Origin of the sequence: Caballeronia glathei, from assembly GCF_000698595.1 — a bacterium.
GTDB classification, from domain to species: Bacteria; Pseudomonadota; Gammaproteobacteria; order Burkholderiales; family Burkholderiaceae; genus Caballeronia; species Caballeronia glathei.
The window spans coordinates 37,970-62,070 of record NZ_JFHC01000045.1; the positions used below are offsets into that span (position 1 = coordinate 37,970).

18 protein-coding genes and 2 pseudogenes are annotated in these 24,101 nt (G+C 65.4%); 6 read left to right on the forward strand and 14 right to left on the reverse strand.

All coding sequences use genetic code 11. The features are described from left to right. Positions 1 to 4 precede the first annotated feature (4 nt). Complete coding sequence (locus tag BG61_RS24855) at positions 5 to 1,357, reverse strand: ABC transporter substrate-binding protein (protein WP_035934106.1); 1,353 nt, start codon at positions 1,355 to 1,357, stop codon at positions 5 to 7. Between the two features lie 279 nt (positions 1,358 to 1,636). Between BG61_RS24855 and BG61_RS24860 the strand changes: the two genes are divergently transcribed. Beyond that, positions 1,637 to 2,761, forward strand: coding sequence for an ABC transporter ATP-binding protein (locus tag BG61_RS24860; RefSeq protein ID WP_035934108.1), 1,125 nt, complete (start codon positions 1,637 to 1,639; stop codon positions 2,759 to 2,761). Between the two features lie 22 nt (positions 2,762 to 2,783). On the opposite strand, the gene BG61_RS24865 is transcribed toward BG61_RS24860, so the two are convergent. The 12 genes and pseudogenes from BG61_RS24865 to BG61_RS24920 all read right to left on the reverse strand — a co-directional run bounded on the left by BG61_RS24865 (position 2,784) and on the right by BG61_RS24920 (position 19,574). Next, on the reverse strand, positions 2,784 to 3,833 hold the full coding sequence (locus BG61_RS24865; protein ID WP_035934109.1) for a sensor domain-containing diguanylate cyclase: 1,050 nt from the start codon (positions 3,831 to 3,833) through the stop codon (positions 2,784 to 2,786). A gap of 112 nt (positions 3,834 to 3,945) precedes the next feature. Next, complete coding sequence (locus BG61_RS24870; protein ID WP_051672773.1) at positions 3,946 to 4,929, reverse strand: helix-turn-helix domain-containing protein; 984 nt, start codon at positions 4,927 to 4,929, stop codon at positions 3,946 to 3,948. A 246-nt stretch (positions 4,930 to 5,175) separates the two neighbouring features. Then, positions 5,176 to 6,519, reverse strand: coding sequence for an aminotransferase class III-fold pyridoxal phosphate-dependent enzyme (locus BG61_RS24875; protein ID WP_035934112.1), 1,344 nt, complete (start codon positions 6,517 to 6,519; stop codon positions 5,176 to 5,178). 205 nt (positions 6,520 to 6,724) lie between these two features. After that, positions 6,725 to 7,114, reverse strand: a complete 390-nt coding sequence (locus tag BG61_RS24880) for a hypothetical protein (RefSeq protein WP_051672774.1) — start codon at positions 7,112 to 7,114, stop codon at positions 6,725 to 6,727. Positions 7,115 to 7,365: 251 nt separating this feature from the next. Beyond that, a complete protein-coding gene (locus BG61_RS24885) occupies positions 7,366 to 9,696 on the reverse strand; it encodes a penicillin-binding protein 1A (protein WP_081868180.1) in 2,331 nt (776 codons plus the stop codon). Positions 9,697 to 10,119: 423 nt separating this feature from the next. Further along, the gene (locus BG61_RS24890; protein ID WP_035934113.1) at positions 10,120 to 10,686 is read right to left on the reverse strand and encodes a cysteine hydrolase family protein; all 567 of its coding nucleotides are present in this window, start codon (positions 10,684 to 10,686) and stop codon (positions 10,120 to 10,122) included. 269 nt (positions 10,687 to 10,955) lie between these two features. Further along, entirely contained in the window at positions 10,956 to 11,849 is an 894-nt protein-coding gene (locus tag BG61_RS24895; RefSeq protein WP_129572174.1) for a hypothetical protein, read from the reverse strand. 397 nt (positions 11,850 to 12,246) lie between these two features. Continuing rightward, the gene (locus tag BG61_RS24900) at positions 12,247 to 12,513 is read right to left on the reverse strand and encodes a hypothetical protein (protein ID WP_035934115.1); all 267 of its coding nucleotides are present in this window, start codon (positions 12,511 to 12,513) and stop codon (positions 12,247 to 12,249) included. 163 nt (positions 12,514 to 12,676) lie between these two features. Next, positions 12,677 to 13,823: pseudogene (locus tag BG61_RS24905) on the reverse strand (DSD1 family PLP-dependent enzyme). Positions 13,824 to 13,854: 31 nt separating this feature from the next. Beyond that, complete coding sequence (locus tag BG61_RS24910) at positions 13,855 to 16,866, reverse strand: FAD-binding and (Fe-S)-binding domain-containing protein (RefSeq protein WP_035934116.1); 3,012 nt, start codon at positions 16,864 to 16,866, stop codon at positions 13,855 to 13,857. Between the two features lie 37 nt (positions 16,867 to 16,903). After that, positions 16,904 to 18,196, reverse strand: a complete 1,293-nt coding sequence (locus BG61_RS24915; protein ID WP_035934119.1) for an MFS transporter — start codon at positions 18,194 to 18,196, stop codon at positions 16,904 to 16,906. Between the two features lie 160 nt (positions 18,197 to 18,356). Beyond that, positions 18,357 to 19,574: a pyridoxal-phosphate-dependent aminotransferase family protein gene (locus BG61_RS24920; protein WP_035934120.1), complete on the reverse strand. Its 1,218-nt coding sequence runs from the start codon at positions 19,572 to 19,574 to the stop codon at positions 18,357 to 18,359. 148 nt (positions 19,575 to 19,722) lie between these two features. On the opposite strand from BG61_RS24920, the gene BG61_RS24925 reads away from it, so the two are divergent. The 4 genes and pseudogenes from BG61_RS24925 (at position 19,723) to BG61_RS24940 (ending at position 23,295) form a co-directional block, all read left to right on the forward strand. Next, positions 19,723 to 20,448: a GntR family transcriptional regulator gene (locus BG61_RS24925; RefSeq protein ID WP_035934122.1), complete on the forward strand. Its 726-nt coding sequence runs from the start codon at positions 19,723 to 19,725 to the stop codon at positions 20,446 to 20,448. 350 nt (positions 20,449 to 20,798) lie between these two features. Beyond that, entirely contained in the window at positions 20,799 to 21,881 is a 1,083-nt protein-coding gene (locus BG61_RS24930; RefSeq protein ID WP_035934123.1) for a tartrate dehydrogenase, read from the forward strand. 89 nt (positions 21,882 to 21,970) lie between these two features. Next, positions 21,971 to 22,321: pseudogene (locus BG61_RS24935) on the forward strand (aldehyde dehydrogenase family protein); the annotation flags it as partial. Beyond that, positions 22,318 to 23,295 (forward strand): M14 family metallopeptidase, encoded by a 978-nt coding sequence (locus tag BG61_RS24940; RefSeq protein WP_035934126.1) that lies wholly within the window; start codon positions 22,318 to 22,320, stop codon positions 23,293 to 23,295. The pseudogene BG61_RS24935 and the gene BG61_RS24940, both read left to right, overlap by 4 nt. A 9-nt stretch (positions 23,296 to 23,304) precedes the next feature. On the opposite strand, the gene BG61_RS24945 is transcribed toward BG61_RS24940, so the two are convergent. After that, on the reverse strand, positions 23,305 to 23,739 hold the full coding sequence (locus BG61_RS24945; protein ID WP_035934128.1) for an SET domain-containing protein: 435 nt from the start codon (positions 23,737 to 23,739) through the stop codon (positions 23,305 to 23,307). Positions 23,740 to 23,843: 104 nt separating this feature from the next. On the opposite strand from BG61_RS24945, the gene BG61_RS24950 reads away from it, so the two are divergent. Continuing rightward, positions 23,844 to 24,056: a hypothetical protein gene (locus tag BG61_RS24950; protein ID WP_035934130.1), complete on the forward strand. Its 213-nt coding sequence runs from the start codon at positions 23,844 to 23,846 to the stop codon at positions 24,054 to 24,056. Positions 24,057 to 24,101 lie beyond the last annotated feature (45 nt).

The window sequence follows — 24,101 nt, forward strand, 5'->3', positions numbered from 1 at the left end:
GCGCTTACTTCAGGAGCGGCTTCTTGCCGTCGTAATAGCCCGCCTTCTTCAGGATCTCTTCGGTCTTGGTGCCGATGGTCTGCGCACCCTCCTTCACCGTCACCTGGCCGAGCATCATCTTGCTGCCCCATTCGCCGATCACCTCGGACACCGCCGGCCATTCCGGGAAGCGCGGCCGGTAATCCGGCACGCCGCCCTGCCACGACTCGACCATCGGCTTGACGAACGGGTACTTCTCTTGCACGGCCGGGTCCTTGTACACCGACATGCGCGCGCTCACGCCGCCCGCTTCGAGATACGGCTTCGCCTCCTCTTCGGATGTGATCCACTGGATGAAGAGCCACGCAGCCGCCTGCTTCTTCGCATTGGACTTCGCGTTCACTGCGAGCGAGAAGCCGCCGAGCGCCGGCTTCAGGCCCGCCGGCCCCTTCGGCTCGGTCGTGACCCCGAGGCAGTTGCCGATCTTCGACTTCTCCGGATCGGTGAGCGTCGGATAGAACGCCGACCATTCCGTGATCATCGCGACGCGGCCCTGCGCGAGCGCGTTCACCGCTTCGGCATGGTCATAGTCGACGATGCCCGGTGGCATGAACTTCATCAGCTTCTGCCGGTATTCGAGGCCCGCCTGCGATTGCGGCGACATCAGGTTCGATTTGAACTTCGCGTCGAGCAGCGACCCGCCGTTCGGCCACAGCACGCGCATGAAGCTGTCGGCGGATTGCGTCTCGCCGCGACGCGATTGCAGCGCAAAGGCGAACTGGTTCTTGTCGGCCTTGGTCAGCTTCGGCGCGTAGACGTTGAGCAGCTCGTCCCAGGTCTTGGGCGGCTCGCTGAAGCCCGCGTCCTTCAACATGCACTTGTTGTAGAACATCAGGCCGGAGTAGTTGTCGAACGGCAATCCGTAGGTGGTCTTGTCCCAGGTGCCGAACGAGTCGAGCAGGATCGGGAAGAAGCCCGGCAGGTTGAGCTTCGGATCGGCGAGCTTGGGGTTGTCCGTGAAGGTCTTGATCGGCACGAGCCACTTGTTGCTCGCGAACTCACCGATCCACACGACGTCCACCAGCACGACGTCCTGATCGCCGCCGCCCACGAAGTTGAGCACTTCCTTTTCCCGCGTGCTTTCGTACGGAATCACTTCCGTGCTCACCTTGATGCCGGTCTCCTTCTCGAACTGCGGGATCAGTTTTTGCGCCGCCTTGTAGCCCGGCCGGTCGAGAAAGATGGCCTTGATGGTGGTGCCCGAATAGGGCGCCGCCGCCTCCTTCAGCGTCCACGCGGACGCATTCGATACCGAGATCAACGATGCCGTGACGCCCAACATCGCCAGTGCGGTGGCCTGCGTGTAACGCTTCTTCATGCCTGTCTCCCAAGCAAGTTATTTTTCAGAACGCGCGATAAACAGTCGAACGGTTCGTCATGCCAAGCCGTTTCGTGTTGCAGTGCTTCCTTGATTCCCCGGCTTTCACCGACACCGTTTCACTTGTAATTCTGGTTTTACAATTGTATATTTGGGCGCAAAGCGGTTGTCAAGAATTAATTGTCGAGCGTCGCAAGCAGCGCCGCAGAAGCGCACCCATGCGACGCGAACTTCATCGCGGCACGCGCTCACGGCGCGGGCACCTGCAGGAGACAACGCATGAGCGCAGTTCAGTTGCATCAGGTTCGCAAGGCGTTTGCCGGCACGGAAGTCCTGAAGAGCGTGGACATCGCCGTTGCCGACCGCGAGTTCATGGTCTTCGTCGGACCGTCGGGCTGCGGCAAGTCCACGCTGCTTCGCACCATTGCCGGACTCGAGCGCAGCGATACAGGGCAGGTGCTGATCGGCGGCGAGGACGTGACCGATCTCGAGCCCTCGCAACGAGGCGTTGCGATGGTGTTCCAGTCGTATGCGCTCTATCCGCATATGTCGGTGTACGAGAACATCGCGTTCGGGCTGCGCATGATCAAGCTGCCGGAAACGCAGATCAAGGAGCGCGTGCAGCGCGCGGCGAAGATCCTGCAGATCGAGCAGCTGCTCGAACGCAAGCCTCGCGCGCTTTCGGGCGGACAGCGCCAGCGCGTGGCGATCGGACGGTCCATCGTGCGCGAGCCGAAGGTGTTCCTCTTCGACGAGCCGCTCTCCAATCTCGACGCGGCACTGCGGGTGCAGATGCGCCTCGAGCTCATCAAGCTGCACAAGCAACTCAACGCAACGATGATCTACGTCACGCACGATCAGACGGAAGCCATGACCATGGCCGACCGGATCGTCGTGCTGAATCACGGCAAGGTCGAGCAGATCGGCTCGCCGCTCGAGCTTTATCGAACGCCGGTGAATCGCTTCGTGGCGGGCTTCATCGGCTCGCCGAAGATGAACTTCCTGAACGTTGCGGTGCAGCGCGCCGACGCGTCGGGCGTGACTGTCGGCCTGCCCGGAGCCACGTCGATCACGCTGCCGGTCAGTTCGACCGATGTGAAGGCGGGCGACGCACTGGTCCTCGGCATCCGTCCGGAACATTTGACCGAAGCGGCAGGCGCGGACGCGGACGGAAGGCTGTCAGGAAAGGTGATGGTGGTCGAGCATCTCGGCGGCGAGACGCTGCTGCACGTGAGCCTCGACGACGGCGCGCTGATACAGGTGAAAGGCTCGGGAGAATCCGCGGCTGTCGACGGCCAGGTTCTGAACGCGGGCTTCGGCGTGCGTCATGCGCATCTGTTCCGCGAGAACGGCGAGGCGCTCAAGCGCACGCATCCCGTCTCGGCCGCCGCGGCCGCGCTTTGACGCGGCACGACCAATACCGCCGTCAGCCCATGCGCAGCCTGAACGAGTCCATCGTCGACGCTGCCGCATCGACGGCGGCGATCCGGTTCCTGCCGTTCTCCTTCGCGCTGTAGAGCTGCGCGTCGACGAGATTGATGAAGGCCACCGGCTCGGTCTGATCGGACGGAACGATCGTGCCGACGCCGAAGCTTGCTGTCACCTGCTGCCTGTGCGGCGACCGGTGGTGCGCGATCGCCTCGTCGGCGATCAGTTCGCGGCATCGTTGCGCCACCTTGAGCGCCGCCTGAGCGCCCGTGTCCGGCAATACCAGCACGAACTCCTCGCCGCCGAAGCGGCCAAGGAAGTCGTTCTGCCGGATCGCGGCCTGCAGCACGCGTGCGATGCGCTTCAGGCATTCGTCGCCCTGCACGTGCCCGTAGTAATCGTTGTAGGACTTGAAGAAGTCGATATCGAGCATGACGAGCGAAAGCGCCGAGCCGGAGCGCTCGCAGGCTCTCCACTCGCGCTCGATGACGGAGTCGAACATGCGGCGGTTGCCCGCGCCGGTGAGGCCGTCCTTGAACGACAGCTCCTCGAGCTCCCTTTGCAGCTTCGCCACTTCTTCTTCGGCCTTCTTGCGCTCGCTGATGTCGAACATGAAGCCGATCAGCGACTCCACCTCGCCCTCTGCGTTGCGCACCACGTGCACGACATCGCGCAGCCAGACATAGCCGCCGTCGCTCGTGAGCGCGCGGTAATCGGCTTCGTGATCGGAGCCCTCCTTCGATTGCGCGACACAGAACGCGACCACCTGCTCGCGATCGTCGGGGTGCATGCGCTCCACCCAGTCCTGCACGGTCTTCCAGCTCGAAGGCGGCCAGCCGAGCAGCGCTTCGATCTGCGGGCCGATATACGCGAACGTCATCGTGTTCCAGTCGATCTTCCAGGGGATCGCCCGGGTCGATTCCAGCAGCGTCCTGTAGACGGCGCTGTCGTGCTCCATGTCGCTTTCGATGTTGCCGCCCGACGCCGCGTCCTCGTGCCGGAGGAACTGCGCGGCGAGCAAGGCGTCGGTGCTTTCGATGTTGTTCATGACGATGACGGACCCGGTGATCGCGGCCGCGAACGGATTTTCGCGGTGCGAGTCTTACCGGGTGTTTACGGCGGCGCGTGCGTAATCTTGAGGCCCTCGCCGAGCCCCTCGCTCACACGTCGGAGTGCTCGCCGGTCAGTTCCGCCATGGTCGCGTCCCTCGGCGAGACGCCATAGTGGTCCTTGAATGCGCGGCTGAAATGCGCCGGCGTGGAAAACCCGCAGCGGTACGCGATTTCCTGTATCTGGATCCGGCTTTCGTTGCATTCTTTCAGCAGGCGCGCGGCAAGTTCGAGGCGGCGCATCCAGACATAGCGCATCAGCGAAATGCCTTCCGACTTGAAGAGCCGGTGCAGGTGCGCCTCCGACGCGCTCACCGCGGAGGCGATCAGCGTCGCCGTGAGATCCGCGTTGCGCAGGTTCTGCGCGATGAACCGCTTGGCGCGAAAAAGCGTGGCATCGCCGCTGCGCGCGCGCATCAGGACGGAGGGATCGTCCAGCACGATATCGATGAGATCGAGCAACTGCTCGCCCTGCCGGCGCCGCATGCGCGCGCTCGTCGCCCCGGCCTGGTCGGCCATCGAAAGGATGAGGTCGCTGACGGCGTGAACATCCGGCGCCGCCGCGTCGGGCGCGTGCAACCCGCGCAGGTCATGCCTGAAGCCGCGTTCGCGCAGCATCACCTTCGGAATGCGCAACGCGATCAGTTGCGTCGTCTCGTTGAAGCTCTGGCGGTACGGCCGCTTCGGATCGAGCAAGATCAGCTGGCCGGACTGGAACACGCGTGCCTGCCCGCCCTGCTCGATCATCATCGTGCCCTCCCTGACGAGCTTCAGGTACAGGTAGCCGTCGCCGGGCCAGTGGGGATCGCCCGGCGCGAGCGTCGAGAGGGACTGGTTCGCGATTGCAACCTGCAGCAGGTCCAGCTGGCCCAGGTTCCAGCTGGCGGAAGTCGAGCACACCGAACGGCCCGGCGCGTATTCGCATTTCAGACCATAGAAACGCGCCGTTGTCTGACGCCAGATTTCCCTGCTCTCGGGCGTGTCGTCGAGGACATGCTTCAGGGGTCCGGGTGAGGTCTGTGCCGAAAGCTGCATCGAGGTACCTGCGCGAAGGTCGCGGGCCGGTGCGGTAACCGCACGTTGTGTGCGGGCACGGGTGGCCCCACGAACTAATGAACAGTTCCCGACCGGCAGTTATTCCCGCCGCAGACAAACGAACAGCAAACGTGCGGCTTGCGCGCGACAGCGGCCGCCGCGACCCGGCCGCTTGCTTTCAGCTTCATTCGCGCATGCGCCCGCCACGCGACGCATCGCGCATCGCGGCATGCGCAAGAGCGCGGATCAGGGAAACGGCACCTGCTCGAAACCTGCCGCGAGCGCCGACACGATCGCATCGATCTGCGGCGTCTCGATGACGAGCGGCGGCGCGATCGCGATGAGCGGCCCCATCGGGCGAACGAGGGCGCCATGCTCGCGGGCGACGTCGCACACCGCATTCGAGTAACCCGACATCGCGTCGATGGGCGCGCGCGTCGACTTGTCGCTGACAAGATCGAGGCCGACCAGGAGCCCCTTGCCGCGCACGTCGCCGACCGCCGCGAAGCGGTCGGCGAACGGCCGCAGCGCATCGAGAAGGTAGGCGCCCTCTTTCGCCGCCTTTGCGGGAAGATCCTCGCCGGTCACGATGCCGAGGTTCGCGATCGCCGCCGCGCACGAGACCGGATGTCCCGAGTACGTGTAGCCGTGCATGATCGCGCCGGTGAAATCGCGGTTGGTCATGAAGGCCTGTTCGATGCGTTCGTTCACCGTCGTCGCACCGAGCGGCAGGTAGCCCGACGAAAGCCCCTTGGCGAAGCACATCATGTCGGGGCTGACGCCCCAGGCGCGGCAGCCGAACAGCGTTCCCGTGCGTCCGAATCCGGTGACGACTTCGTCGGCGATCAGCAGCACGCCGTGCCTGTCGCATATTTCCCGCACGAGCGGCCAGTAGTTGGCGGGCGGCACGATCACACCGCCCGCGCCCTGAATGGGTTCGGCGATGAACGCGGCGACGGTGTCGGGTCCCTGAAAGACGATCTCGCGCTCGAGCAATTCGGCGCACAGGCGCCCAAGCTCCTCCGGGTCCTGCGTGAAGGGATTGCGGTAGAGCCAGGGCGTATCCACGTGAAAGCAGCCCGGCAGGTTGGGTTCGTAGCTGCGCCGGAAAGCCGTGTACCCGTTCACCGCGCCCGAGCCGAAATGCGTGCCGTGATACGCCATCCTGAGGGATATGAACTTCGTGCGCTCGGGCTGCCGCTCCACCTTCCAGTACTGGCGCGCGAGCTTCAGCGCGGTCTCCACCGCATCCGAGCCGCCGAGGCTGAAGAACACGCGGCGCATGCCCTCCGGCCCGAGCATGTCGATGAGCATCTCCGACAGTTCCTCTGTCCGGGGATGCGATATCCCGCCGCCGAACAGTGTCGAATATTCGAGTTCGTCGAGCTGGCGCGCGATGGCATCCTTGACCTCCTTGCGATTGTGTCCGACGTTCACGCTCCAGAGCCCCGACGAGGCGTCGACGAGCCGGTTGCCCCGGTCGTCGAAGAGATAGCAGCCTTCGCCGCGCACGATCCTGAGCCGCGGGCTCAGACTCTCCATTCCGGGATGCGTTTCGGGGCACCAGAAATGCGACTTCATGACGTTCATTGCAAGTCCTCCTGAAGTGATGACCGGCACGCGACAAAAGCGGCAAAGCACGGGGGCGGTCGGGGTTCAGGCAGTCTAGGTGCGCAGTCGGCGCGCAAGTGTTCCAGAGCCCGCACGTCGATTGTCTGAACCGCGCTTTCCCATCAGGAGATTCGTGCCTGTGTAAAGCAAGCGAGAACGAAGCCGGAGGCGGGATGCTCACGCATCACATGAGACGCGTGACGTGCTCGCCCGACTGCGCGGCGTGCTCGACGCGTCGTGCGATCGACCTGCATTGCGGGGCCGTCAGTCCGAACGACACATGAAACGCGTCGGGGGTGCCGAGCGTCACGATGTAGACGTCGGGATCGCTGGAACGCTCGACGAGCGCCATGCTGGCGGGATAGACGATGCGCAGGCTGTCGTCGTCGTGGCGCAGCCTGAGCGCCTTGTCGGCCACGTGGGGCAGCGACAGGACGAGTGCGGAGAGGCACTCCGTCGGCACGTTGAGCACGACCTCGCGGCCGCTCGTGTCAATGTATCCCATGCGGATGCATGAGCCGTCGGCTGCAACGTCGAGACGTCCCAGCGCGGTTACGTCGATATCGGCAATCATTCGAACTGATCCTCGCAGCGTGTTCGAGGGGTTGGCGCGAAAAGTATAGAAGCGCACGTTCGGCTCGAGTTGTCCGGGACGCGGCTTTCAATTGACCCGGACCTGCTTTCGACGGCTCATTGACACCCGTGCGCGGGGCAGCGGCGCGGGCATCGCCCGACGACGTGAACGGATGTCCGGTATGCGCGCTGCATCAGGACCGTGCCGGACGGCTCGTGCATGGGCACGCGTGCGGCAAGCGCCTCCGCGCTTCATGGCGCCGTGGCGGCGCTTGCGGGTGTGTCGAGCGGATCGGGTGTCGGTGCGATGTCGTCCGGGTGCATGACATCGGGCGCAGGCTCGCCCGCCTGCGGCCCGCTCGCCTCGGAGGCGAGCGGGTATATCGGCGGCTGCGCCGGTGCCGACGCAGCGGTCTCCTGCGGCGGCGGGGCATCCTGAACGGCGGGCCGGGGCGCGGTGCGGCGCACGGCGCTGCGCGGTTCGGGCGCCGCGTGCGGTTCAGGCGCCGGCGCAAACCAATGCCCGAACCAGTCGTGCAGCTTCGTGCGCAGCAGCGAGTCCGCAAAGCCCGGTTCGGTCTCGATCGCGAACCGGGCGCGCGGATCGACGATGCGCGAGCGCAGCGAACGCTGAAAGAAATCTCCGACGATCGGCAATGCGCTGTGCGCCCCCTGCCCCCAATAGTCGCTGCGCAGCGTCACACGGCTGTCGTTGAAGCCGACCCACGCCCCCGCCACCAGTTGCGGATGCATCAGGATGAACCAGCCGTCGGCGTTGTCCTGCGTCGTGCCGGTCTTGCCGGCGACATCGCCGCGGATGCCGAAGCGGCTGCGGATGCTCGTGCCCGTGCCGCGATCGATCACGGCGCGCATCGCATCAAGCAGTTTCACCGTGGCGTTCGCAGAGAGCACCTGCTCCGGCGGCACGGGATCGAACTGCGCCAGCACTTCGCCCTTGCGGTCCTCGATGCGCGTGACGAGCACCGGCTCGACATGACCGCCGCCGTTGGCGATCGTGCCATAGGCCGAGACCATCTCCTTGAGCGTCACCGGGCTCGTTCCGAGCGCGAGCGACGGCACGACGTCGAGCTGGCTTTCGCGCACGCCCATCGCGCGCGCGAGTCTCGCGACCCGGGCCGGGCCGACGTCCTGCATCAGCTGCGCGGTGATGCGGTTCTTCGAATAGGCAAGCCCGTCGCGCAGGCTCACGGCGCGGCCGCTGGGCGGCGAGTCGTCGGTCGGCCGCCAGATTTCGCCGCCCGCGAGGGGAATTTCCACCGGCTGATCGATGAAGGTGTCGTCGGGGTTCGCGCCCTGCTCGAAAGCCGCGCCGTAGACGAACGGCTTGAACGTGGAGCCCGGCTGGCGGCGTGCCTGCTGCACGTGATCGAACGGATCGTTGACGAAGTCGCGGCTGCCCACCCACGCGCGGATCTGGCCGTTGCGCGGGTCGAGCGCGAGAAACGCGGCCTGCACGCGGGTCTTCGTCTCGCATAGCGTCTTCATGAACGGGCGGTCCGACGACAGCCGCTTTTGCGCTTCCTCCTCCGTCAGCCCCGCGTCCCTCGCCGCGCGATAGTCGGGCGTCTCGCGCACGAACGCACGCACGATGTCCGGATTCCCCGCGGCGCAGCCGGCGCGCGCACCCCACGCCGCATTGGCGATGGACTGCAGCTGGTTGCCCTGCCACACCACCGCCTGCGTCGCCATGGCCTGCAGGCGCGAATCGATGGTCGTGCGCACGACGAGGCCGTCGGAGTAGATGTTGTAGTCGTTGGCATCGGCCCAGGCGATCAGCCATTTGCGCAACTGCTGCGCGAAGTGCGGCGCGCGGCCGGGCGCCTCGGTCTGCCGTTCGAAATCGATCCTCAAGGGACGGCGCTTCAGCGATTCATAGGTTGCAGGCGCGAGGTGTCCGAACTTCACCATCTGCGCGAGCACGGTATTGCGCCGCTGCAACGCGCGCTCGGGGTTGATCACCGGGTTGTAGTAGCTGTTGCCCTTCAGCATGCCGATGAGCGTCGCGCTTTCGAGCACGTCGAGACGGCCGGCGGATTTGTCGAAGTACGTGCGCGCCGCCATCTCGATGCCGTAGGCGTTGTACAGGAACGGCACCGTGTTGAGATACGTTTCGAGAATCTCTTCCTTCGTGTAGACGGCCTCGATCTTGAACGCGGTGACCGCTTCCTTGAGCTTGCGCGTGAGCGTCGCCGAGCGGCCGACTTCATCGGGGTAGAGATTGCGGGCAAGCTGCTGGGTGATGGTCGAGCCGCCCTGGCGGTCGCCCGAGAACGTGTGCAGCGCGGCCGATGCCGTGCGCCGCCAGTCGAGACCGTGATGCTGATAGAAGCGGTGATCCTCGGTGGCGACGAGCGCCTCGACGACGTGCGGCGATATCTGCGGCAGTCCGACCCACGCACGGTTGGCCGGCTTGAATTCAGCGAGCAGCTTGCCGTCCGCCGACAGCACCTGCGCGGGCTGCTCGACCTTCGCCTTGCGGATGTCGCCGATGCCCGGAGTAAAGGGGATCAGGATGAGCACGTAGGCCAGGAAGAACGCGGGCACGGCAGCCATCGTCCACATGACGCCGCGGCGCGTGGGATGGCGCAGGTGGTGCAGGCCGCTTGCGACGAGGGGCCTCACGCGGGCCAGCCCGGACGAACAACGGGCCTCTATGGATGCTAGGTCTGGGCGCTTCACACTGGCTTACCGACTGCTGAAAAGGGTGAATCCTATCAAACGTGAGCGGCAGGCCTGCGATTTTGGGGTTCGGGAATGCGGCGAACAGACGGGAAAAGCGCCAGCCGTTGTGACGCTCGTGAATCGCTTTCGGGGAGGGTCCGGTATTGAAGGCCGTGGCTCAAGAGAGCCGGATGGCCCGTGCAGGCGGAGATACGCCGCCCGCCGGGCTACCTGCGGCCTACAGGCTCATCGAAGAGGGGTGGCGATACGGATACTGAAGATCCGGCTCACAAGCCCGACATCGATCACGGACACCGATTTCTATCAAGCAGCCTTTCGCCCCTCGGAGGCCAGATACGCCGCCGTCGATAAAACGTCCGCGTAGCCGAAGCTAAGTGCAGCCATGAATGCTGCATGTACCTGCGATGCGGGCACGCTCACGCCATTGAACTCGAGATCGTGCGTGGCGCACGCATCGTGAATGACCGTCGTGTTGTAGCCGAAATCGTCTGAGGCGCGAGTCACCGCGTCGATGCACATATGGCTCATGTTTCCGACTACCACGACATCTTCGATTCCATGAGCGTCCAGAACCTGCCGGAGGTCGGTCTCGCGAAAGGGATTCATGTAATGTTTGACGATCACACGCTCGTGGGGCAGGTTCGCGGTCTTCGGGTGCAGCTGAGCGCCGTCGGTATTGGGTACGAAGAACGGAGCATCCTTCGCCAGGGTTTCATGGCGGATGTGTACGATGAGGTCACCGTTCGTTCTTGCCGCATTGATCACATGGCGGGCGTTATCCGCCGCTGCGTCGACGCCGTCGAGTACCCATTTACCTCCTGGGAAGTAGTCGTTCTGGATATCGACCACAATAATTGCCTGCTTCGTCATCTTGCCTCCACTCGGGATGTGCGTGAAATCCGGGCGCCATGGGCGATCCGGGAATGTGCCAAACGCGCTTGCACGCCTTTCGCGGGCGCAGCACCGTTGCCGCACCGTTGAGCGCTATATTGCTTTAATCACGCGACCGGCGGAACGAGCGAATTGCAGAATGCACTGTTCGCACAATGAGAGGAATGCCATTGATTGCCGCTGCACCAGGCGGCGCCTGGCGTGACTTTATTTATGCCCGCGCATGCTCTCGGGTCGAGAGCATGCGGTCACTCGAAGAACGCGTCGTCGATCGGAACGTTCCGGGTCTGCCACCGCCGTTGTGCTGCCAGAACCTTCTCGCGGCTATGGAAATAGGGGCTCATCCACCATGGAGCGCTGATTCCCCGGTGCCTTTCTCCCGTTGCACTCTCCGCGTTCAGCTTGTCGATATGGTGATACAGCACGTGGTCGACTGCTTTCTTGTTGTCATCCAGCACGCCGATGGATGACACCTGCATGATTCGAGGAATGACCGAATTGTGGAACGCAATTTCGCACTCGGAACAGCTGGCCCACGCAGCGGGCCGATACAGCGCCGGCCATGCATTCTGGATCAGGCCCGTCAGATCGCCGCCGACCCGAACGACACCCTGGTCGATTTCAGTCACGGACTTGTTCCTGAACTTGCGCTCGACCGGATGCCAATATTGGAAAAGATAGTTTGCCGCGAAAAAGCAGTGGACATCCTGCGTCAGTGTCAGCTGGACCACGCGGCGGAAATCGTTTGCATGCGTACCGGCCCTGCCCTTGTTCTCCAGCGTGAAGAAACTGTAGTCATCCTCGATGTGCCCGCCGACCATCTGCCTCGTCACCCAATCGGCGCTGCTGGTGACGTGCAGAAGGCGAGTTCCCTTCATCAGCACGCCCACCGGCACGTGACGAATGAAATCGTTTATGTTTCGGCGCTGAAGTTTGCTGATGTCGCGATTCGCACCGGTGCGCTCGATCAATGCCTTCTTCCAGTCCCCGGCCACAACCGTGCCGCCCTTATGGGCAAATCCCCCGGGAGTCGCATCCTTCGCGTCGCTCCCCATAAAGGCACATTCTTTGCAACCGACGCACGCCTCAGTCAGTGTCGTCGTACCAATCTTTTCGGATGAAGCAATCCAGGATGTACTCATGCGTTGATCATTTTTCCTTGGGGTTGAACAATGCGTGAACTTCATTTCCGCAATTCTCGCTACTCGTCCAAGGACAACAACCGAGCAATCCGGATTATTCCATGCTCTTCCAAAGGCAAGCGTTGAATGGGACACACCGCGCGATGGTCACGACCGCGAAGGGGCGCGCACGAGCGAGGTTGATCGCCGCGCTCTTCCGCGTCGAAACGCTTGACGGCAATGTTTGGCGTTTGTGCTTCTCGCCGGCGCTCGTTCAGTCGCCTGATCGTTTCATGGGCGGGACGTCGGGTGTGCGAATCACGCCACGGGGCCAAGGCGTACCTTCATGACCGCTGGCACAGCATCCCGCCGCCGGGATCATGGTGATCCCGGCACCCGGCCCGCGCCCTCATCGACCTCAATTCCCCGCCCCCCGATACAACTGCTCCATACGCCGCGCACTTGCGGTATCGCGGGAATCGGCAAGGTCCTGATAAACCTGCGCACGCGTCTTGCCACCGGCGGCGGGCGACCCCGACTGTGACTTCGAAGCGGACGCCCCGCCAATCGAGGTATCCGTCATGGAATTCTGCTGCGACGAGGGGGCCATGTAGGCCGTCTGCGCGCATACCGCGAGGGAGGCGGCACCCATGATGCCACCGACGAGTAACCGGGCGACTGTCATTTCCAGCTCCTTTCAGCATGCTGCGCTGCGGGCGCACGGCAAGCGCCTGCCTTCGCCCGACGGCAAAGGTTCAATGACAATTCTAGGTAAACGCCGTCCGGGCGAAACGCCTATTTCCGCGTCAATGCGGTGCAGGCCGGCGTGCTCCCGCGCACGCGCAGGCTCAGCGCGACAATCCGCGCGCGTCGATCGGCCACAGCGTCTCCACGCGCTCGCCGCGAAAGCACACGTACTCGTCGTAGAGGTTGGCCGTCGGGTCGCAATGGCCAGGAACCAGCAGGACCCGCTCGCCCAGCAGCGCGCCCGCCGTCACCCTCGCGGTCGCGCACTGCCATCACGCCGTGCTCGTCGTTCGCCGCGATGTAGTCGAGCGGGGCCTCGGCGCGGTCCGCGAGCCACGCGACACGCTTCGGCAATCCCGAATCCACCGCCACGCCCTTCAGCCCGGCATCGCAGACCGCACGGCCCGGGTGCGTCGCGCTCATGATGGTAGACGCGATATACAGGCTCTGCCGCGGCCTTCGCATGCCCGACCATTCGAGCGACCCGTAATCGCCGTCCATGAAGATGTAGGAACCGGGCTGAAGCTCCGTGTAGACGCCGCTCCTTGCGTCGAATTCGACCGTGCCGGTGCCGCCGCCCGTCACCACCTCGCAGCGCACGCCGCGCGCCTCCAGCGCGCGCAGACTCGCGGCGGCGCGCCCGGCGGCCAGTTGCGCGGCCTGCCGCCGCTCCGCGTGCGCGGCCACGTGCTGCGCGCCACCGTGATACGCCTGAATGCCGCCAAAGCGCAGCGCCGGCTGCGCCGCGATCGCATCCACGAGCCGCAGCAGTTGCGTGTCGTCCGTCACGCCGCAACGGCCCTGCCCGACATCCACCTCCGGCAGCACGTCGATCCGCACGCCTGCCCTCGCCGCCGCCGGGCCGAGCGCCTCGACCTGGGCAACAGCATCGACGCACACGCTCAGGCGCACATGCGCCGCGAGTTCGACCGCCATCGCCGTCTTGTCGGCGCCGATGAATTCGTTGCTCACATGAATGTTCGCGATGCCCGCCGCAGCGAACGGATACGCCTCGCTGAGCTTCTGGCAGCACACGCCCTTCGCGCCGGCCGCGATCTGGCGCTTCGCGATCTCGCTCGACTTGTGCGCCTTCGCGTGCGGCCTGAGCGTGACGCCTGCGGCGGCGGCGAACTCCGCCATCTGCCGCACGTTGGATTCGAACGCGTCGAGATCGATGACGAGCGACGGCGTGCCGATCGCATCGAGCGGGTCGCCGGGTCGCGCCGGCGCGGGAGGAACGAGCTTCAAACGATATCTCCTGGTTCAGGCAGGCCTGCGGTCAAAGCGCGAGCGCCAGCACGCGCGCGACGTGAAGCGCCTCGGTCTGCGCGCCGTCGTGAATCTGATGGCGGCAGCTCGTGCCGTCGGCGACCACGATGTCGGCGGCATCGGCCTGCCGGACGGCGGGCAGCAGCGACAGCTCCGCCATCGCCTTCGACGCCTCGTAGTGCTCCGCCTCGTAGCCGAAACTGCCCGCCATACCGCAGCACGACGATTCGATCGTCTTCACCTCCAGCTGCGGAATCCAGCCGAGCACCGTCTGCACGGGGCGGAATGCATCGAACGCCTTCTGGTGGCAGTGTCCGTGGACCCACGCGCGCGGCGCGTCAAGCGGCCTGAGCGTCAGCTGGAAGCGGCCCTCGGCCCGCTCGCGCACGAGAAACTCCTCGAAGAGAAATGCCTGCTTCGAGAGCGCGAGCGCGTCTTCGCCGTAGCCATATTGAAGGAACTCGTCGCGCAGGGTCAAGAGACAGGACGGCTCCAGCCCGACCACCGGCACGCCGCGCTGCACGTACGGCCTGAACGTGTCGAGCATGCGGCGCGCTTCCTGCTTCGCCTCGTCGACGAGGCCCGCGGCGAGGAACGTGCGGCCGCAGCACACCGGCCGCTCGCCCTCGCGCACGTTGAAATGCACCTTGTATCCCGCGGCTTCGAGCACCTTCTGTGCGGCGCGCGCGTTCTCGGGCTCGAAGTTGTCATTGAAGGTATCGACGAACAGCATGACCTCGCGCACGGCCTGCGGAGTTGCGCGAGACGCGGCATCGGCGAGAAACGACTTGCGAAAGCGCGGCAGCGAGCGTTCGCGCGCAAGACCGATCCTGCGCTTGACGAGGTTCGAGAGCACCGGGATACGCTCGGCAAGCGCCATGAGCGCCGGCACGCGTGCCACGTAGCGCGCATACCGCGGCATGAACGCGACGAGCCGCTCCCGCACTCCGATGCCGTGCCGCTTCGTCCACGCGGCGCGCGCCTCGATCTTGAACTTCGCCATGTCGACGCCGGTCGGGCAGTCGCGCTTGCAGCCCTTGCACGACACGCAAAGATCGAGCGTCTCCTTCACGTCGGCGCTCGCGAGACCCTCGTCGCCGAGCTGCCCGGAGATCGCGAGGCGCAGCGTGTTCGCCCGTCCTCGCGTGACGTGCTGCTCGTCCTTCGTCACGCGATAGCTCGGGCACATCGTGCCCGCGTCGAACTTGCGGCAATGACCGTTGTTGTTGCACATCTCGACCGCTTTCGCGAGGCCGCCGCTCAGGTCGCCGCCCGTGCCGGGCGCCGTTTCCTCGCCCGTCAGCGGATCGCGCCTCACGTTCCACGCCGACCAGTCGAGCGACGGCGTGAACGCCTTTTCCCGGTAGCCCGGCGCAAAGCGGAAGTTGCGCGCGTCGTCCATTTTCGGCGGACGCACGATCTTGTCGGGATTGAGCCGGTTGCCGGGGTCGAAGAGACTCTTGATCTCGCTGAACGCCTGATTGATGCGCGGCCCGTACTGCCACGCCACCCATTCGCCGCGGCACAGGCCGTCGCCGTGTTCACCGGAATAGGCGCCCTTGTACTCGCGCACGAGCTCGGCGGCCTCTTCTGCGATCGCGCGCATTTTCGCGGCGCCGTCGCGGCGCATGTCGAGAATCGGCCGCACGTGCAGCGTGCCGACGCTCGCGTGCGCGTACCACGTGCCCTCCGTGCCGTGCCGGTGAAAGACCTCGGTGAGACGGTTCGTGTATTCGGCGAGATGTTCGAGCGGCACCGCGCAGTCCTCGATGAACGACACCGGCTTGCCGTCGCCCTTCATGCTCATCATGATGTTCAGGCCCGCCTTGCGCACGTCCCACAACGCCTTCTGCTCGTTCGCATCGGGCATCTGCACGACCGAGCCCGGCAGCCCGAGATCGCTCATCAGCTCCGCAAGCTGCGCAAGACGCTGCAACTGCGCGGCGCGATCGTCGCCGGCGAACTCGACGAGCAGGATCGCCTCGGGACGGCCGACCAGCGCCTTCTCGATCACCGGCCTGAACGCGGGGTTGCCGATCGCGAGGTCGATCATCGTGCGGTCCACCAGTTCCACCGCCGACGGCGCGAGCCTGACGATGTGCTGCGTCAGGTCCATCGACTGATAGAAGGTCGGGAAGTTGACCACGCCGAGCGTCTTGTGCCGGGGCAGCGGCGAGAGCCTGAGCGTGATCTGGCGGCTGAACGCGAGCGTGCCCTCCGAGCCGACCAGAATGTGCGCGAGGTTGGCCGTGCCGTCGTCGGTGTAGGCACGCGGGTTCTGGCAGTCGAACAGATCGATGTTGTAGCCCGCCACGCGCCGCAGCACCTTCGGCATGCGCTCGGCGATCTCGCTTGCCTCGCGCGCCGCGATGCCCCGCAGGCCATCGACGATCCGCGTGAGCCGCTCGCCCTGCGGCGCCTCGCGCAGCGACGCGAAGCGCGCCTCGGTGCCGTCGGCGAGGATCGCGTCGATCGCCGCGACGTTGTGCACCATGTTGCCGTACTCGATCGAGCGCGAGCCGCAGGAATTGTTGCCCGCCATGCCGCCGATCGTGCATTGCGCGCCCGTCGAAACGTCGACGGGAAACCAGAGCCCGTGAGGCTTGAGCCACGCGTTCAGATGATCGAGCACGACGCCCGGCTCGACGGTCACGGTGCGCGCCGCCTCATCGAAGTCGACGATGTTGTTCAGCCACTTCGACGTATCGACGACGAGCGCCTCGCCCACCGTCTGGCCGCACTGGCTCGTGCCCGCGCCGCGCGCGAGGAGCGGCACGTTCTCGCTCCTCGCGACGTCGAGCGCGACGCGCAGGTCGTCCTGGTCGCGCGGCACCACGACGCCCACCGGCGTGATCTGGTAGATCGACGCATCGGTGGCGTAGCGCCCGCGGCTCGCGGCATCGAAGAGCACTTCGCCGCGCATCGCCTCGGAGAGGCGCCGCGCAAGCGGTGTCGACAGACGGCTCGCCGAGGGCACCAGATGGATCGGCTTGACGAGCAGATGTGAAGTGGGGTTCGTCATGTTGCAACCTGCATTCGATGTGTGAAGCGAGCCCGCCTTACGGCTTGACTCCGAGTCCCGGCGCGGGGCGTGTGTTGTCGGCGGCGCCGAGCGCGAACCTGCTCTCCGGCTGCATGCGGAATGCGAGCACCACGCCGAGCGCCATCAGCAGCATGCTGCCGACGAAAGGCAGCTCCCAGCTGCCGAAGCGGTCGATCAGAAAGCCCGACAGCACGGGCGAGATGATCGCCGCGAGCGCGGAGCCGGTGTTCATCATGCCGCTCGCGGTGCCGGAATATTCGGGCGCGATGTCCATCGGGATCGCCCACATCGGGCCGATCGTCATCTCCGCGAAGAAGAAGCCGGCGGCGAGGCACGTCATCGAGAGATAGAGGTTGTGCGTGAACATCAGCGGCACGAGCGAAACGAGCGTGAGCAGCATGCAGACCGACACCATCACGCTGCGCGCGCGCCTCAAGTTGCCGGTGCGCTCGAAGATGCGGTCCGTGACGACGCCGCCGAGCGTATCGCCGATGACACCCGCGAAGAACACCGCCGAAGCAAATATCGCCGACTTCTTCAGGTCGAGGTGATAGCTGTGCAGGAAGTACTGCGGAATCCAGGAGAGAAAGAGCCACAGCGTCCAGCCGTAGCAAAAGTACACGATCGTGACCGGCATCATGCGCTTGAAGAGCGCCTTCCACGGCACGTTCGCGGCTTTCGGCTTGGGCTGCGGCAGCATGTCGAGCTCGTCCTGCGTAATGCGCCGGTGGTCCTTCGGATGCTCGGTGAACGTGAAGCACCAGACGAGCACCCACACGAGGCTGATCGCGCCGCAGATATAGAACGACTCGCGCCAGCCGTACGTCGCCATCACGAGGACGATCGCGCCCGGCGCGACCGCGTTGCCGATGCGCGCCGCCGCGTGCGTGATGCCCTGTGCGAAGCCGCGCTTTTCCTTCGCCACCCAGCGTGACATCGCGGCGGTGGCGGCGGGAAACGTCGCGCCTTCGCCGAGTCCGAGCAGCACGCGCGCCGCGAGCAGCGACGCGAGGCCGCCCGCGAAGCCGGTGAGGAGTGTCGCGAGCGCCCAGAGCGCACCGCAGAAGATCAGCGTGCGCTTCGCGCCGAAGCGGTCGCTCACCCAGCCGCCGATGATCTGGAACACCAGGTACGGATACGCGAACGCGGAAAACACCAGACCCACTTCCGTGTTCGAAAGATGGAACTCCTTGCCGAACCCCGCCGCCGCCGTGCTCACGTTCACGCGGTCGAGGTACGTGATGAAGTACATGATGCAGAGCATGATTAGAACGATACTGGTCGCACTCGTGATACGAAACCGTTTCATCGTCTGTCTCCGTGATTTTTATCGCTTGACTGTGCGCCGGGAGCGGCGCGCTTCTTCGTCGTGCGTCGCGCCCGGGCCGCCGCGTTCTGTGCGCGGCTTGCTCCGGACGGGGATGAGGGTCTAGGGTTCGAGGGCCCGGCCGGCGGCCGGGCGTGCCGCTTCAGGCCGCGGCCTTGAGCGCCGCCTTCGCCTCGGACGTGAGATAGGCCATCGCCGCGGGCAGTCCGCTCGCGGCAAGCGGCACGCCCGCGAGCCGCAGGCCCATCTCGCAGCCGGCGAGCGTCGCCATCAGCGTGAGATCGTTGCAGTCGCCGAGATGCCCGATGCGGAACATGCGGCCCTTCATCTTGCCGAGGCCCGTGCCGAGCGACATGTCGAAGCGCTCGTAGATCACCTTGCGCACGGCGTCGGCGTCGATGCCCTCCGGCATCATCACGCCGGTCAGCACCGGGCTGCAGACGGCCGGATCGGCGCACTGGATGTCCAGCCCCCACGCGCGCACCGCGCGGCGGCACGCTTCGGCGAGCCGCTCGTGGCGCGCGAACACGTTGTCGAGCCCCTCGTCGAGGATCATGTCGAGCGCTTCCGACAGCCCGTACAGCAGGTTCGTGTTCGGCGTGTACGGCCAGTAGCCGGTCTTGTTCATCTCGATGATCTCGCCCCACGCCCAGAAGCTGCGCGGCAGCTTCGCCTGCGCGCTCGCCGCGATCGCTTTCTGCGACACCGCGTTGAAGCTGATGCCCGGCGGCAGCATCAGGCCCTTCTGCGAACCGGAGACGGTGACGTCCACGCCCCATTCGTCATGTCGATAGTCGGCGCAGGCAAGGCCGGAAATCGTATCGACGAGGAAAAGCGCCGGGTGGCCCGCGGCGTCGATCGCGCGGCGCACCGCGGCGATATCGGAGGTGACGCCGGTCGAGGTCTCGTTGTGCACGACGCACACCGCCTTGATCGCGTGCTGCGTATCGGCGCGCAGGCGTTCCTCGATCAGCTGGGGCTGTACGCCGCGCCGCCATCCTTCGATGCCCGGCAAGCCCAGGAACTCGGGCTTGAGCCCGAGGCTCTCGGCCATCTTCTTCCAGAGCGTCGCGAAGTGGCCGGTCTCGTACATGAGCACGGTGTCGCCCGGGCTCAGCGTGTTGGAAAGCGCCGCTTCCCACGCGCCCGTTCCCGACGCCGGATAGATCACCACCGGCTGCTGGGTCTTGAATACCTTCTTCACGCGCTCCAGCACGTCAAGACCGAGCGCGCCGAATTCGGGGCCGCGATGGTCGATGGTCGGATAGCTCATCGCGCGCAGGATGCGGTCGGGCACCGGGCTGGGTCCGGGAATCTGCAGGAAGTGTCGGCCAGCGGGGTGAAAGTCTAGCTTGAGCATGGGGCTCCTCCGGTTGAATTTTGCATGCAAAAAACTGTATCCCCATGAGGCGTCCGACCCAAGGTGAAATTTGCCGGTGTTTACCCTGCTATAGCTTTGGCTGGTCGCTGCAGGCTAGAATAGTCGCAACTAGAAATCGGATTTTTGTATGCAAAATTCGGATATTGAACCGGGCGAACGGCTGGCTCCGCTGATGCCCAGGGTCGAGCGCCAGCGGCTTCACGACACGGTGGTGGAGCACATTCGCCGTTTCATCGTGGAAGGCGTGCTGGAGCCGGGAAAGAAGCTCAACGAGCGCGAGCTGTGCGAGACGCTCGGTATTTCACGCACGCCGCTGCGCGAGGCGCTGAAGGTGCTCGCGGCCGAAGGGCTGATCGAGATTTCGCCGAATCGCGGGGCATCGGTGTGGAAGATGTCCGAGGCGGAACTGCGCGAAACGTTCGAACTGATGAGCGGACTGGAGGCGTTTTCCGGCGAGCTGGCGTGCGAGCGGATCACGCCCGCCGAAATCGCGGACATCAAGGCGCTGCATTACGCGATGCTTGCGTGCCGCGCGCAGAACGACCTGGCGGGCTACTACAGCCGCAATCAGGCGATACACGACAAGATCAACGAGGCCGCGCGCAATTCGCAATTACGGCAGACCTATGTCGCCGTGAACCGGCGGCTGCAGGCGCTGCGTTTCCGCTCGAACTTCCAGATTCCGAAGTGGGACCGCGCGATCCACGATCACGACGAAATGCTCAAGGCGCTCGACGACCGCGACGGCAGGCGCCTCGCCACGATCCTGCGCCAGCATCTGCTCGACAAGCGCGACGCGGTGCTGCAGATCCAGTCGAACGAGGACGCCGCCGGCGCGAGCCTCAAGGCGTGACGCCCCCACCCGCGCCGCTCAGGCTGATGCCGCGGCCCGCCGGGTTTGCAGGAACGAACCCGGCGTCATGCCGCAAAAGCGCTTGACTACCCGCTCGAAACGCTCTTCTCGCAGAACCATCACTGAGCCATCATCGGACGGGACCGGCTTGCGGACCCCGGCTGGACTCCTCGCTCAGAAAATCCACGCACACCCGCACTTTCGCCGACGACGCGAGCCCCGCGCACTCAGGCGCCAGACGCCGAACGGATGGTCGCGTTCATGATCGCGAGACACTGAATAGAATAGTCGTCGTTCACCCCGATCCAGTATCCATCCACGACCCCGATCAGCCCGGACAGGAGAGCCGCATGAACCGCAACGCATACCGTATCGCCGTGATTCCCGGAGACGGCATCGGCAAGGAAGTGATGCCCGAGGGCCTGCGCGCACTCGACGCCGCGAGCAAGCGCTTTGGCATCCCGCTCGAATACCGGCACATCGAGTGGGCGAGCTGCGACTACTACGCGAAGCACGGCCAGATGATGCCCGACGACTGGAAGGCGCAGCTTGCCGACGTGGACGCGATCCTGTTCGGCGCCGTCGGCTGGCCCGACACGGTGCCCGACCACGTGTCGCTCTGGGGGTCGCTCCTCAAGTTCCGCCGCGAGTTCGACCAGTACATCAACCTGCGCCCGGCGCGTCTCTTCGACGGCGTGCCCTCGCCGCTCACGGGCCGCAAGGCGGGCGACATCGACTTCATGATCGTGCGCGAGAACACGGAAGGCGAGTATTCGGCGATCGGCGGCACGATGTTCGAAAACACCGAGCGCGAGTTCGTGGTGCAGCAGTCGATCTTCACGAGGAAGGGCTCCGAACGCGTGCTGAAGTTCGCGTTCGAACTCGCCCGCCGCCGCGAAAAGAAGATCACGGTCGCGACCAAGAGCAACGGCATCTCGATCAGCATGCCGTGGTGGGACGCCCGCGCCGCCGAGGTGGCCGCGCAGTATCCGGACATCACGTGGGACAAGCAGCACATCGACATCCTGTGCGCGCGCTTCGTGCTGAACCCGGACCGCTTCGACGTGGTGGTCGCCACGAATCTCTTCGGCGACATCCTCTCGGACCTCGGCCCCGCCTGCACCGGCACGATCGGCATCGCGCCGTCGGGCAACCTGAATCCGGACCGCGCGTTTCCGTCGCTCTTCGAGCCGGTGCACGGCTCCGCGCCCGACATCGCGGGCAGGAACATCGCCAATCCGGTCGCGATGATCTGGTCGGCGGCGATGATGCTCGACTTTCTCGGCAACGGCCAGGGCCCGGAGCGCGAAGCGCACGACGCGATGCTCGCCGCGATCGAGGCGGTGCTGAAGGAAGGCCCGCATACCGGCGACCTCGGCGGCCGCGCGAACACGACGGAAGTGGGCAAGGCCATCGCGGCGCGTCTCGCGTGAACAGCAAGGGAGTGAAGGCAATGGCGCATCAGTTTCGATTGAACGGGCTGATCCGCCCGGACAATTTCATCGACGGCCAGCGGGTGGCCGCCGCGACTGTGCTCGCCGACGCGAATCCGCAGATGCCTCTGTGCTGCGAGGAAACGCTCGGCCCCGTCGTGCCGCTCTTTCGTTTCGACGACGAAGCCGAAGCGATCCGCGCCGCCAACGACACGCCGTTCGGCCTCGCGTCGTATTGCTACAGCCATGACGTGCGGCGCATCGATCGCGTCGCGCGGCGGCTCGGAGCGGGCAACGTCGGCATCGACGAAGGGCCGCTCGCGAGCGAGGCCGCGCCCTTCGGCGGCGTGAAGAAATCCGGCTACGGCCGCGAAGGCTCGAAGTACGGCCTCGACGATTACCTTTCGATCAACTATCTCTGCCAGGGCGGACTCGAATGAACACAGGCGCTTATCCGATCGAAGTGCAGTTTCCCGATATCGGCGTCCACGAGAAGGGCAACACCGGCGTCGCGTATGTTCATACGTTCGACTCGGGCGTCGCCGGCCCGCACGTGATGATCAACGCGCTCACGCACGGCAACGAGGTGTGCGGCGCGATCGTCGTCGATGCGCTCCTGCGCGCGCAACTCAGGCCGCGCCGCGGGCGGCTCACGCTCGCCTTCGCGAACGTCGCGGCCTACCGGCGCTTCGATGCGTCACAGCCGGATGCCGCGCGTTTCGTCGACCAGGACTTCAACCGCGTGTGGACGAGCGCCGTGCTCGACGACACGTCGCGCACGTCGAGCGAACTCGAACGCGCCCGCGCGATGCGGCCCGTGATCGATACCGTCGACCTGCTCCTCGACCTGCATTCGATGCACGAGAAGAGCGCGCCGCTGATCGTCGCGGGGCCGCTCGCGAAGGGTGTCGATCTGTCGGTGCGGCTCGGCGCGCCCGCCACCGTGATCTGCGACGAAGGTCATCCGGAAGGCCGCCGCATGCGCGACTATGAAGGCTTCGGCGACCCGGCGAGCGACAGGAACGCGTTGCTGATCGAATGCGGCCAGCATTGGCAGACGAGCGCCGTCACGGTCGCCCGCGACGTCACCGCGCGTTTCCTGCTGCTCGCGGGCGTCGTCGATGCGCAGGATCTGCCGCAGGGCTGGATCGTGCCGCAGCCCGAGCTGATGCGCGTGGTGCGCGTGACTGAACCGGTTGTCGCCGACAGCCTCGATTTCCGCTTCGCCGGGCCCTACACGGGCCTCGAAGTCTTCGAGCAGGCCGGCAGCGTGATCGGCTGGTCGAACGGCGAGCCGGTGCGAACGCCGTACGCGGACTGCATGCTCGTGATGCCTTCGCTCAGGCAACTGCGCCCGGGCGTGACCGTCGTGCGCTTCGGCAGGATCGAGCGGCAGATCGCGGCGGCACGCTAGGCGCGGCGTTCACGCGAGCATCGTTCCGCGGCAGCCTTGCGCGCCGCACCGGCATGCGTAGAGACGCTTCACCGCGGCCGTGCGGCGTCCGTCGACGGCGAGCCGGTAGTCGAGCAGCAGTTCGTCGCCCGGGCGAATCCGCCGGAGCGCGCGGATGAACACCCGCGTGCCGTCCTCCACCGCCTCGCAGTTGGGTTCGCAACCATGGTTGATCCAGCGCGCGGAGTTGCCGCCGCGCGCGCCGTCGATCACGCGATCGCCCTCCAGCCCGAACACGAACGTGTGGCCATCTTCCGCGACGCTCGCGCGATAACGCGCGATCGCCGCTCTCCACGACATGACTTCACCCTTGTATTCGAGCAGCCACTCGCCGGCGCGAAGCGTTGTTGATGCAAAAACTCCTCGGCCGTGAACGGAAGACCGGCGTACTACGAATCGGCGCATAGCGGATCATTCAAAAGGAAAACAGGGGGACCGGACGGAGCCGGGCTCGAATCGCAGCCGCCAACCCGGCATAATCATGGCGTTGCCGCAATCCAGTTTACTTCATGTCGGTCAAACGTCCTCGCACTAAGATCCGCCGCGCGCCGTTGCGCGGCACGCTCGTTCGCTACGGCGAGCGGGTTGCCGAAGTGCTCGGCGAAGCGCGGGGCCAGCGCGTCATGATCAAGTCGATCCACGCGGACGGCGTCGAGCGCCTCAGCGCCGTGAAATGGCGCAACCTCGAACCGCTCGACGGCCAGCTTTTCGACCCCACCTGAGCGCCGCCGCAGGCGGCCCTTCACCTCATCGAACACGAGCCGTCC

What these genes read in the sequence shown, in the direction of transcription:
- BG61_RS24855 (WP_035934106.1), bottom strand. Translation starts at nt 1,357, where the DNA reads ATGAAGAAGCGTTACACGCAGGCCACCGCACTGGCGATGTTGGGCGTC.
- BG61_RS24860 (WP_035934108.1), top strand. Translation starts at nt 1,637, where the DNA reads ATGAGCGCAGTTCAGTTGCATCAGGTTCGCAAGGCGTTTGCCGGCACG.
- BG61_RS24865 (WP_035934109.1), bottom strand. Translation starts at nt 3,833, where the DNA reads ATGAACAACATCGAAAGCACCGACGCCTTGCTCGCCGCGCAGTTCCTC.
- BG61_RS24870 (WP_051672773.1), bottom strand. Translation starts at nt 4,929, where the DNA reads ATGCAGCTTTCGGCACAGACCTCACCCGGACCCCTGAAGCATGTCCTC.
- BG61_RS24875 (WP_035934112.1), bottom strand. Translation starts at nt 6,519, where the DNA reads ATGAACGTCATGAAGTCGCATTTCTGGTGCCCCGAAACGCATCCCGGA.
- BG61_RS24880 (WP_051672774.1), bottom strand. Translation starts at nt 7,114, where the DNA reads ATGATTGCCGATATCGACGTAACCGCGCTGGGACGTCTCGACGTTGCA.
- BG61_RS24885 (WP_081868180.1), bottom strand. Translation starts at nt 9,696, where the DNA reads ATGTGGACGATGGCTGCCGTGCCCGCGTTCTTCCTGGCCTACGTGCTC.
- BG61_RS24890 (WP_035934113.1), bottom strand. Translation starts at nt 10,686, where the DNA reads ATGACGAAGCAGGCAATTATTGTGGTCGATATCCAGAACGACTACTTC.
- BG61_RS24895 (WP_129572174.1), bottom strand. Translation starts at nt 11,849, where the DNA reads ATGAGTACATCCTGGATTGCTTCATCCGAAAAGATTGGTACGACGACA.
- BG61_RS24900 (WP_035934115.1), bottom strand. Translation starts at nt 12,513, where the DNA reads ATGACAGTCGCCCGGTTACTCGTCGGTGGCATCATGGGTGCCGCCTCC.
- BG61_RS24910 (WP_035934116.1), bottom strand. Translation starts at nt 16,866, where the DNA reads ATGACGAACCCCACTTCACATCTGCTCGTCAAGCCGATCCATCTGGTG.
- BG61_RS24915 (WP_035934119.1), bottom strand. Translation starts at nt 18,196, where the DNA reads ATGAAACGGTTTCGTATCACGAGTGCGACCAGTATCGTTCTAATCATG.
- BG61_RS24920 (WP_035934120.1), bottom strand. Translation starts at nt 19,574, where the DNA reads ATGCTCAAGCTAGACTTTCACCCCGCTGGCCGACACTTCCTGCAGATT.
- BG61_RS24925 (WP_035934122.1), top strand. Translation starts at nt 19,723, where the DNA reads ATGCAAAATTCGGATATTGAACCGGGCGAACGGCTGGCTCCGCTGATG.
- BG61_RS24930 (WP_035934123.1), top strand. Translation starts at nt 20,799, where the DNA reads ATGAACCGCAACGCATACCGTATCGCCGTGATTCCCGGAGACGGCATC.
- BG61_RS24940 (WP_035934126.1), top strand. Translation starts at nt 22,318, where the DNA reads ATGAACACAGGCGCTTATCCGATCGAAGTGCAGTTTCCCGATATCGGC.
- BG61_RS24945 (WP_035934128.1), bottom strand. Translation starts at nt 23,739, where the DNA reads ATGCGCCGATTCGTAGTACGCCGGTCTTCCGTTCACGGCCGAGGAGTT.
- BG61_RS24950 (WP_035934130.1), top strand. Translation starts at nt 23,844, where the DNA reads ATGTCGGTCAAACGTCCTCGCACTAAGATCCGCCGCGCGCCGTTGCGC.